1 pseudogene is annotated in these 302 nt (G+C 74.8%); it reads left to right on the forward strand.

The window, feature by feature from the left end:
• Positions 1–302, forward strand: a pseudogene (locus G6016_RS15085) (phosphoenolpyruvate synthase); the annotation flags it as partial.

Here is a 302-nt window from a genome sequence, read left to right on the forward strand (position 1 = left end):
CGCCTCGCGTCGGCGTGCGCGCGAGATCGCCGACGGACTGGTGGCCCCGGCGCGGTTCCGGACCGCCGGCGGCAGGCCCTCCCCCTCTGAACTCTCGGACGCCGGATTCGTGCCCCTGACGCAGATCCCCTCGGCCGAACGCGGAGACGTGCTCGGGGGGATCGCCTCGTCGTCGGGCACTGCGCGCGGCGTTGTCGTCGTCGTCTCCGATCCGGCGGACGCCACGGGCGGCATCATCGCCACCTACCGCACCGACCCGGGGTGGGTGACGGCGCTTCCCTCCGCCACGGCGCTGCTCATCG

Origin of the sequence: Dietzia aerolata, from assembly GCF_014144865.1 — a bacterium.
GTDB classification, from domain to species: Bacteria; Actinomycetota; Actinomycetes; order Mycobacteriales; family Mycobacteriaceae; genus Dietzia; species Dietzia aerolata.